This is a genomic window from Actinomadura macrotermitis, assembly GCF_009604375.1.
Taxonomy (GTDB): domain Bacteria; phylum Actinomycetota; class Actinomycetes; order Streptosporangiales; family Streptosporangiaceae; genus Spirillospora; species Spirillospora macrotermitis.
In genome coordinates this window covers 162,947-173,911 of record NZ_WEGH01000007.1, presented here as the reverse complement: position 1 = coordinate 173,911, position 10,965 = coordinate 162,947, and the positions used below count along the sequence as shown (strand labels likewise).

1 protein-coding gene is annotated in these 10,965 nt (G+C 77.2%); it reads right to left on the bottom strand.

Annotated elements, in window-relative coordinates; all coding sequences use genetic code 11:
• Window positions 1-76: 76 nt before the first annotated feature.
• The gene (locus ACRB68_RS39155; RefSeq protein WP_207709994.1) at window positions 77-10,807 is read right to left on the bottom strand and encodes a type I polyketide synthase; all 10,731 of its coding nucleotides are present in this window, start codon (window positions 10,805-10,807) and stop codon (window positions 77-79) included.
• Between the last annotated feature and the right edge of the window lie 158 nt (window positions 10,808-10,965).

Genomic DNA, 10,965 nt, shown 5'->3' with positions numbered 1-10,965 from the left:
CTCCAGGGGCGGGAAAGGCCCGGCCCCGGGACGCCGAAGCGCTCCGGGGCCGGGCTGCGGGCCGCTGCCGGGACGGTCAGTCGGAGCCCAGCTCCTGGGCCGCGCGCAGCAGTTCCGCGACGTCCATGTCCTGGAGTTCGGCGGTGCGGTCCGCCCGCTCCGGCTCGCCGAGGGCGTCCGGGACCGGCTCGGGCGCTTCGTCCGGGCCGACGAGCTCCGCCAGGACGAACCCGGCCAGGGCGAGGGCGGTCGGATGGTCGAAGACCAGGGTCGCCGGCAGCCGCAGCCCGACCGTCTCGCTCAGGCTGTTCCGGAACCGCACGGCCGCCAGCGAGTCGAAGCCCATGTCCCGGAAGGTCTGCTCGGGTTCGATCGCCTCGGGCCCCGCGTAGCCGAGAGTGGCCGCCGCCTGGGTGCGCACGAGCTCCACCAGCAGCGCTTCACGGCGAGCCGCCGACAGGTCCGCGAGCCGGTCGGTCAGCGATCCGGACGGCGCCGCGACGGCCGCGACGCCCCGGCGGGCGGGCGTCCTGACCAGGCCGCGCAGCGTATACGGCACCGGCCCCGCGGCCAGTTCCGCCAGGTCCAGGCGGACCGGGACGAGCAGCGGGTCGTCCAGCGCGCAGGCGGCGTCGAACAGGGCGAGGCCCTCCTCGGTGGCCATCGCGACCACGCCGCCCTCGGCCGCCGCCGCGGCGGTCATCCCGCTGGCCTCCGCCCACAGGCCCCACGCCAGCGACTGCGCCGGCAGGCCGAGGGCCCGCCGATGCGCGGCCAGCCCGTCCAGGAAGGTGTTGGCCGCCGCGTAGTTGGCCTGGCCCTCGCCGCCGGCCACACCGGCGGCCGAGGAGAACAGCACGAACGCCGTCAGGTCCATCCCGGCGGTCAGCTCGTGCAGGTTCAGGGCCGCGTCCGCCTTGGGCCGGAGCACGGTGTCGATCCGCCCCGGGGTCAGCGAGGCGATCACGCCGTCGTCGAGGACACCGGCGGCGTGCACGACCCCGCTCAGCGAGCGGTCCGCCAGCAGTGCCGCCAGCGCGTCGCGGTCGGCGGCGTCGCACGCGGCGATCTCGACGTCGGCGCCGAGCGCGGTCAGCTCCGCCGCCAGGTCGGCGGCGCCGGGCGCGTCCGGGCCGCGGCGGCTGGTCAGCAGCAGGCCGCCGACGCCGTGGGCGGTCACGAGGTGGCGGGCGACCAGCCCGCCCAGGGTGCCGGTGCCGCCGGTGACCAGGACCTGCCCCGGTCCGCCGAAGCGGGTGGCGGGCGCGGTGCCGTCCGGTGCGGCCGGGGCGGGCAGGAGGCGCGGGGTGAGCGCTTCCCCGCCGCGCACCGCGAGCTGCGGAGCGCCGGCCGCCAGGGCCGCGCCCAAGCCGCCGTCCTCGGCCGGGTCGCCGTCCTCCAGATCGGCCAGGACGAACCGGCCGGGCTCCTCGGCCTGGGCGCTGCGGACCAGACCCCAGACGGCCGCGCCGGCCAGATCGGTGACGTCCTCGCCCGCGGTGGAGACGGCGCCGCGGGTGACGACGACCAGCCGCGACCCGGCGAACCGGGCGGCCGACGACCATTCCTGGAGGACCGCGAGGACCTCGTGCAGCACCGGGCCGGCCGCCGTGCCGGGGCCGCCGGCCCGCAGGACGACGGTCTCGGGCACCGGGCCGTCCGGGACGAGGTCCGTCCACTCCCCTGCCGGGGCGGGAGCCTCCGCGGCGCCGGCCGGGCTCCAGCCGAGCCGGTACAGGTCCCGGTGGGCGGCGCGGCCCGGCCGGACCGCCGCCAGGTCGCCGGTCAGCGGGAGCAGCGCCAGCGACCCGATCGTCGCCACCGGCCGGCCCGTCTGGTCGGCGAGCCGCAGGACCACCTGGTCGGCGCCGGCCGGGGTCATCCGCACCCGCAGCGCCGCCGCGCCCGCGGCGTGCACCTCGACGTCCGTCCAGGCGAACGGCAGGGTGACGCGGTCGGTGCCGGCGTCGAGCAGGGCGGTGGCGTGCAGGGCCGCGTCCAGCGCCGCCGGATGCAGGACGAACCGCCCCGCGTCGTCCGCTGCCCCGTCGGGAAGGGCGACCTCCGCGAAGACGTCGCCGCCGGCGCGCCAGGCCGCCCGCAGCCCCTGGAACACCGGGCCGTAGGCGAGCCGGTCGGAGTTCCGCTCGGGGTAGAAGCCGTCGAGCCCGATCGGCTCGGCGCCGGGCGGCGGCCACTCCGCCAGGTCGAACGCCGGCTCCGCCGCGCCCGGCGCGAGGAATCCCAGGGCGTGGCGGCTCCACTCCCCGGCCCCGGCGTCCTCGGGACGGCTGTACACCGCGACCTCCCGGCGGCCGCCGGCGCCGGACGCGCCGACGGCGACCTGGACGGCCACCCCGCCGCGTTCGGGCAGGACCAGCGGCGCCTCCAGGGTCAGCTCCTCGACCCTGCCGCAGCCCGCCTCGTCGCCGGCCCTGACCGCGAGTTCGACGAAGCCCGCGCCGGGGAAGACCGGCGCGCCGCCGACGCGATGGTCGCCGAGCCACGGCTGGGCCCGGACGTCGAGCCGCCCGGTCAGCAACACCCCGTCGGTGCCCGCGACGGCCACCGCCGCGCCCAGCAGCGGATGATCCGCGGTGGCCTGGCCGAGCCCGGCGGCGTCGCCCGGCGTCCGCGGCACGTCCAGCCAGTAGCGCTGCCGCTGGAAGGGGTAGGTGGGCAGGTCCACCCGGCGGGCGCCGGGGAGCAGCGCCCGCCAGTCGACGGGCGCGCCCCGCACGTACGCCTCGGCCAGCGAGGTGACGACCTGCGCCATCCCGCCTTCGCCGCGCCGCAGCGTGCCGGCCAGGACCGCGTTGGCGCCGGCGGACGCGACGGTCTCGTCGAGGCCGACCAGCAGCCCCGGGTGCGGGCTGGCCTCGACGAAGACGCCGTAGCCGTCGTCCAGCAGCGCCCGCACCGCCTCCTCGAAGCGGACGGTCTGCCGCAGGTTGGTGTACCAGTACTCGGCGTCCAGGGCCGCGTCGTGCGCCTTGCCGGTGACGGTCGAGTAGAACGCGATGTCGGGGGCCTTCGGGGCGATCGCGGCCAGTTCGGTCAGCAGCCGGTCCCGCAGCCCCTCGACGTACCGCGAATGCGAGGCGTAGTCGACCGGGATCCGCCGGGTCTGGACGTTGTCGGCCTCCATCCGGACGCGCAACTCCTCCAGCGCCGCCGGGTCGCCGCAGACGACGACGGACCGCGGGCTGTTCACGACGGCGACCTGGAGGCGGCCGTCCCAGCGGGCGATGCTCTTGGCCGCGTCGGCGGCCGGCAGCGCGACCGACATCATGCCGCCCTGCCCGGCGAGGTCCTCGCGGATGGCGCGGCTGCGCAGCGCGACGACCTTCGCGCCGTCGGACAGGGTGAGCGCGCCGGCCACGCAGGCCGCGGCGATCTCGCCCTGGGAGTGGCCGACGACGGCGTCCGGGACGATGCCGGCGGCCCGCCACACCTCGGCCAGCGCCACCATGATCGCCCACAGGACGGGCTGGACGACGTCCACGGCGTCCAGGGAGGGGGCGTCCGGTCCGCCGCGCAGCACCTCCAGCAGATCCCAGTCGACGAACGGCCGGAGGGCCTCGGCGCACTCGGTCAGCCGGGCGGCGAACACCGGCGAGGACTCGAGCAGCGCCACTCCCATGCCCGCCCACTGCGAGCCCTGGCCGGGGAAGACGAACACGGTGCGTCCGGGGTCGCCGAACCCGGTGCCGCGCACGGCCGCGGCCGCGGTGCCGCCCGCCGCGACCTGGTCGAGCGCGGCCAGCAGCGCCGCGCGGTCGCCGCCGGTCACGACGGCGCGGTGCTCCAGGTCGGCGCGCCCGGCGACCAGCGAGAACGCCACGTCCACCACGTCGAGCGCGGGGTCGTCGCGCAGCAGCGCGGCGAGCCGGCCCGCGAGCGCGGGGACGGCCTCGGCGGTCCGGCCCGACAGCACCAGCGGCACGGCCTCGGGTCGGCCGGCGCCCAACGCCGGCCCGGCCGGCGCCGCGACCGGGGCGGGCGGCTCGTCGGGCGCCTGCTCGATCACGACGTGCGCGTTGGTGCCGCTGACCCCGAAGGACGACACCCCGGCGCGCCGCGGCCGGGCGTGGCCGGGCCAGTCGCGGGCCTCGGTGAGCAGCTCGACGGCGCCCTCGGACCAGTCGATGTGCGGCGAGGCGGCGTCGACGTGCAGGGTCTTCGGCAGCAGCCCCGCGCGCATCGCCTCGACCATCTTGATCACTCCGGCGACGCCGGCGGCGGCCTGGGTGTGGCCCACGTTGGACTTGACCGAGCCCAGCCAGAGCGGCTCCCCGCCGGGGCGCTCCTGCCCGTAGACGGCCATGAGCGCCTGCGCCTCGATCGGGTCGCCGAGGCGGGTGCCGGTGCCGTGCCCGTCCACGGCGTCCACGTCCGCCGGAGTCAGGCCGGCGTTGGCCAGCGCCTGCCGGATCACCCGCTGCTGCGACGGCCCGTTGGGCGCGGTCAGGCCGTTGGAGGCGCCGTCCTGGTTGACGGCGCTGCCCCGGACGACGGCCAGCACCGGGTGGCCGTTGCGGCGCGCGTCGCTGAGCCGCTCCAGCAGCACCATGCCGGCGCCTTCGCCCCAGCCCGTCCCGTCGGCGGCGGCCGCGTAGGACTTGCAGCGGCCGTCGGCGGCCAGGCCGCTCTGCAGGCTCATGTCGAGGAACGTCTCGGGGGTGGCCATCACCGTGACGCCTCCGGCCAGCGCCAGGGTGCACTCGCCCTGGCGGAGGGCCTGCACCGCCCAGTGGAGGGCGACGAGCGAGGAGGAGCAGGCGGTGTCGACGGTCACCGCGGGGCCTTCGAGGCCGAGGGTGTAGGAGATCCGGCCGGAGGCGACGCTGCCCGAGCTGCCGTTGCCGATGAAGCCGGCGACGTCGGCCGGGATCGCGCCGAGGCGGGTCGCCCAGTCGTGGTACATGACGCCCGCGTACACGCCGGTGCGGCTGCCCTTGACTGCGAGGGGGTCGATGCCGGCCCGCTCCAGCGCCTCCCAGGAGATCTCCAGCAGCAGCCGCTGCTGCGGGTCCATGGCGAGGGCCTCGTTGGGGCTGATGCCGAAGAACACCGGGTCGAAGTCGGCGGCGTCGTGCAGGAAGCCGCCCTCCCGGACGTAGGTGCGGCCGAGCTTGCCCGGTTCGGGATCGTAGATGTCGGCCACGTCCCAGCCGCGATCCTCGGGGAACGGGGTGATCGCGTCGTTCCCGCCGGACACCAGCCCCCACAGCTCCTCCGGCGTGGTGATCCCGCCGGGGTAGCGGCAGGCCATCGCGACGATCGCGATCGGCCCGTCGCCGGAGGCTGCCGTCGCGGGGACGGCGGCCGTCCCGGCCGGGACGGCGTTGAGCGCCTTGTCCCTGACGTGCTCGGCGAGCGCCTTCGGGGTCGGATAGTCGAAGATCAGCGTGGAGCCGAGCCGCAGGCCCGTCGCGGTGGTGAGGGCGTTGCGCAGTTCGACCGCGGCGAGCGAGTCGAAGCCCAGCTCGGCGAAGGCCCGTTCGGGCCGGACGGCCGCGGGCCCGTCGTGGCCGAGGACGGCGGCGACCTGGGCGCGGACCAGGTCGAGGGCGGCCCGGTCGCGGTCGGCCTTGCCGAGTCCGGCCAGCCGGTGTCCGAAGCCCTCGGCGCCGGCGGCCGCCGCCGCGATCTGCCGCCGGGCCGGGGCGCGGACCAGGCCGCGCAGCATCACGGGCGGACCGTCGGGCAGGGCGCGGAGCGCGGCGTGGTCGAGGCGGACCGGCACCACCGCCGGTTCCGGCGCGACGACGGCGCGGTCGAGCAGCGCGAGGTTCTCCGCCGGGCCCAGCGGCACGATCCCGGAGCGGGCGGCGCGGCGCAGCGTCACCTCGTCCAGGCGGCCGCCCATGCCGGCCTCCCCCGCCCACAGCGCCCAGGCGAGCGAGGTGGCCGGGAGGCCGGCCGCCGCGCGGTGCCCGGCGAGCGCGTCGAGGAAGACGTTGGCGGCGGCGTAGTTGCCCTGGCCGGCCGCCTCGAAGGTGCCCGCGCCGGAGGAGAACAGCACGAACGCCGTGAGGTCGAGGTCGCGGGTGAGCTCGTGCAGGTGCCAGGCTCCGTCGGCCTTGCCGCGGAAGACGGCGGCGACCTGCTCGGCGGTGAGGGTCGCGGCCAGGCCGTCGGCGAGGGAGCCCGCGGTGTGCACGACCCCGGTCAGCGGATGGCCGTCGGGGACGGCGGCCAGGACGGCGGCGAGCGCGTCCCGGTCGGCGGCGTCGCACGCGGCGACGGTGACCTGCGCGCCGAGCGCCGCCAGCTCGGCCCGCAGGTCGGCCGCGCCCGGGGCGTCGGGCCCGCGCCGGCTGGTCAGCACGAGGTGGCGGACGCCGTGCTCGGCCACCAGGTGCCGGGCGACCAGGCCGCCGAGGCCGCCGGTCCCGCCCGTGACCAGCACGGTTCCGCCCGGCCGCCACACGCCCGCGGGGGCCTCCTCGGGTTCGGCCGCGGGGACCAGGCGCGGCACCAGGACGGCGCCGGCCCGCACGGCGAGCTGGGGTTCGCCGGAAGCGGCCGCCGCGCGCAGCACGGCGAGGGAGGCTTCGGCGCCGTCGTGGTCCAGCAGCACGAACCGGCCGGGGTTCTCGGCCTGCGCGGCCCGGACCAGGCCCCAGAGCGGGGCGGTCGCCAGGTCGGGCGTCTCGCCGGGACCGGCCGCCGCCGCGCCCCGGGTGAGCAGGACCAGGCGGGAAGAGGCGAAGCGGTCGTCCGCCGACCAGGCCTGCAGGAGTTCGAGGGCGGCGACGGTGGCGTCGCGGGCGGCGTCGGCGGGCCGGTCCGAGACCGGTGCCGTGATCGGGGCGAGGACGATCTCCGGCGCCGGCCCGGCGCCCGCGAGTGCGCCCAGGTCGCGGTGGACGCCGTCCGCGCCGAGCCCGTCAGCCAGCGCGGCGACCCGGACCGCGGGCGTCTCGTGCGGCGGGAGGGGCTGCCACGCGATCCGCAGCAGCAGGTCGGGGCGGTGGCCGAGGGCGCGCAGCCGGCCGGCGGGGACGACCCGCTCGACGATCGAGCCGACCGTGGCGACCGGCGCCCCGGTGGAGTCGGCGAGGGCGACCGCGACGGACTCCGGCCCGGTCGGGGTGATCCTGACGCGCAGGGCCGACGCCCCGGCGGCGTGCAGCTCGACGCCCGTCCAGGCGAACGGCAGCCGCGTCTCGGCGCCCCCGGAACGGGACCCGGCCAGGTCCGCGGGGTGCAGGGCGGCGTCCAGGAGGGCCGGGTGCAGGCCGAACCCGCCGGCGAGCGTCCTGGCCTGGTCGTCCAGGCCGATCTCGGCGAACACCTCGGCGCCCCGCCGCCACGCCGCCCGGACGTTCCGGAAGGCCGGGCCGTACTCGTAGCCCTGCTCGGCCTGCCGCTCGTACAGGTCGGCGGTCTCCAGCGGCTCGGCGTCCGGCGGCGGCCACTGGGCCAGGCCGAAGGCGGCCGGGTCCGGGACGGCCGCCGCGGACGGCGCGAGCACGCCGCTACCGTGGCGGACCCACTCCTGCTCACCGCTCCGGGAGTACACCTCGATGGACCGGCGGCCGGTGGCGTCGGCGGCGCCGACGACGGCCTGGAGGGCCACCCCGGCGCCGTCGGCGGGCAGGGCCAGCGGCGCTTCGAGGGTCAGCTCGTCCAGGACGCCGCAGCCGGCCTCGTCACCGGCCCGGATCGCCAGCTCCACGAAGGCCGTGCCGGGCAGCAGGACCGTCCCGGAGATCACATGGTCGGCCAGCCACGGCTGCGAACGCACCGACAGGCGGCCGGTCAGCACGATGCCGTCGGCGGCCGCGAGGCGGACGATCGCGCCCAGCAGCGGGTGTTCGGCGCGGTCGAGTCCCGCGGTGGCGACGTCGGCGTCGGGACGGGCGTCCAGCCAGAACCGCTTGCGTTCGAAGGCGTAGGTCGGCAGCGGGACCCGGCGGGCGCCGCGCCCGGCGAAGAAGGCGTGCCAGTCGACGGCCGCGCCGCGGCTGTGGGCGAGGGCGACGGCCGCGACGGTCTCGCGCTCGTCGTCGCGCCCCTCCCGCAGCAGCGGCGCGAACGCGGCGTCGGCGTCGGGATCGGCGAGGCAGTCGCGGCCCATCGCCGACAGGACCGGGCCGGGGCCGAGCTCGAGGAACGTGGTGACGCCCTGGGACTCCAGCCAGCGGACGCAGTCCTGGAACCGGACCGGTTCGCGCACGTGCCGCACCCAGTGGTCGGCGTCGGGGGCGACGGGCAGGCCGGTCAGGTTGGAGACCAGCGGGATGCGCGGCGCGTGGTGGGTCATGGCCGACGCGACCCGCCGGAACTCGGCGAGCATCGGCTCCATCCGGGCGGAGTGGAAGGCGTGGGAGACCGTCAGCGCGCGGGTCCGGCGGCCGTCGGCGGAGAAGACCGCGGCGATCTCGGTGAGCACGTCGGCGTCGCCGGACAGCACGACCGCCCGCGGCCCGTTGACGGCGGCCAGGTCCACCTGCGCGGTGAGGAACGGGGTGATCTCCTCCTCGGTGGCCTGGATCGCGACCATGGCGCCGCCGGGCGGCAGTTCCTGCATCAGCCGGCCGCGGGCGGCCACCAGCAGCGCGGCGTCCTCCAGCGACAGGACCCCGGCGGCGTGCGCGGCGGCCAGTTCGCCGACCGAGTGGCCGGTGACGTGATCCGGCGTGATCCCCCACGACTCCAGCAGGCGGAACTGGGCCGTCTCGACGGCGAACAGCGCGCACTGGGCGTACCGGGTCTGGTGCAGCAGGTCGGCCTCGGGGCTGCCGGGTTCGGCGAACAGCACGTCCCACAGCGGCACTTCGAGCTGCAGGTCCAGATAGCCGATCGCCTCGTCCAGGGCGTCGGCGAAGACCGGGAAGGCCTCCACCAGACCGGCGCTCATCCCCGGCCGCTGGCTGCCCTGGCCCGTGAACAGGAACGCGGTCGGACCCGACGGCACCGTGCCGCGCAGCGCGGGCGCCGTCCCGGCGGCGATCGCCTCCAGCGCGCGCACGGCCTCGTCGCGGTCGGCGGCGACGATCGCGGCCCGGTGCTCCATGGCGGCGCGGGTGGTGGCCGCCGAGTAGGCGACGTCGCCGAGCGCGGGGGCGTCACCGGTGAGCAGGGCGCTCAGGCGGGCGGCCTGCTCGCGCAGCGCGGTCTCGGTGCGCGCAGACAGCAGCAGCGGCACCGCCCGGTCGGCGGGCGGACCGCCGGCGGCCTCGGCCGGCTCCGGCTCTTCGATGATGACGTGGGCGTTCGTGCCGCTCGCGCCGAAGGACGACACGCCCGCCCGGCGCGGGGCGCCGCCGGTATCCCACGGGACCGGCTCGGTGAGCAGCCGGACGGTCCCGGCCGACCAGTCGACGTGCGGGGTCGGCGCGTCGACGTGCAGCGTGCGGGGCAGGGTGCCGTGCCGCATCGCCTGCACCATCTTGATCAGGCCGGCGGCGCCGGCCGCGGCCCCGGTGTGGCCGATGTTCGACTTCACCGAGCCCAGCCACAGCGGCCGCTCGGCGGTGCGCTCGCGGCCGTAGGCGGCGATGAGCGCCCCGGCCTCGATCGGGTCGCCGAGGCGGGTGCCGGTGCCGTGCGCCTCGACGGCGTCGATCTCGGCGGCGGCCAGGCCGGCGTCGGCGAGGGCGTCCTGGACGACCTGCCGCTGGGCGAGGCCGTTCGGCGCGGTCAGGCCGTTGCTGGCGCCGTCCTGGTTGATCGCGGTGCCGCGGACGAGGGCCTGGACGTCGTGGCCGGCGGCCCGGGCGTCCGACAGGCGCATCAGGACGAGCACTCCGGCGCCCTCGGCGAAGCCGGTGCCGTCGGCGGCGGCGGCGAACGCCTTGCAGCGGCCGTCGGCGGCCAGCCCGTTCTGGGTGCTGAAGGCGGCGAACGTGCCGGGGCTGGACAGGACGGCGACGCCGCCGGCCAGCGCCAGGTCGCACTCGCCGGAGCGCAGGGAGCGGACGGCGAGGTGCAGCGCGGTCAGCGAGCCGGAGCAGGCCGTGTCGACGGTCAGCGCGGGGCCTTCGAGGCCCAGCGTGTAGGCGACGCGGCCGGACACGATGCTCGGCAGGGTCCCCGACATCACGTAGCTGTCCATGCCTTCGGGCGCCTCGTGCACCCGGGGGCCGTACTCGTGCGGTTCGACGCCGATGAAGACTCCGGACCGGCTGCCGTGCAGGGTCGCCGGGTCGATTCCGGCCCGTTCGAGCGCCTCCCAGGTCGTCTCCAGCAGCAGCCGCTGCTGGGGGTCCATGGCGAGGGCCTCCTTCGGGCTGATCCGGAAGAACGCGGCGTCGAAGTCGGCGGCGTCGGGAAGGAACCCGGCCTGCCGGACGAGGCTCGCGCCGGGCGCGCTCGGGTCGGGGCCGAACAGGCGCTCCAGGTCCCAGCCGCGGTCCTCGGGGAAGTCGGAGATGGTGTGGACGCCGTCGTCCAGCAGCCGCCACAGGTCGTCGGGGGAGGCGACGCCGCCGGGATAGCGGCAGCCGATGCCGACAATGGCGATCGGCTCGTCGGCGGCGGGCCGGATCGGGGAGGGCCGCTCGGCGGGCGCCTCGTCCGCGCCGAACAGGACCTCGCCGAGGTGGCGGGCGAGGACCGCGGGCGTCGGGTGGTCGAACCCGATCGTGACGGGCAGCTCGGCCCCGGTCGCGGCGGTGAGCCGCGCGTGCAGCGAGACGAGGCCGAGCGAGTCGAGGCCCGCTTCGAGGAAGGGCCGGGCGGCCTCGACGGCGGTCGTGCCGTCCGGGTCGACCCGGCGCAGGACCGCGGTGGCCTCGGTGAGGACCAGGTCGAGCAGCGCGGCCCGCCGCCCGGCGGCGGGCAGATCGCCCACCTGCGCTGCGAAATCGAGGTTTTCAACCGGCTCGGCCATTTACGCACCCCGTAATCACGGCAGATTCCAATGAATGGCGTTTGTCTAACATGACCTAATTAATGCCCACAAGAACCCCTAGCCGGTCTTACGGCAACTTAGGGGGCTATAGGGGCTTC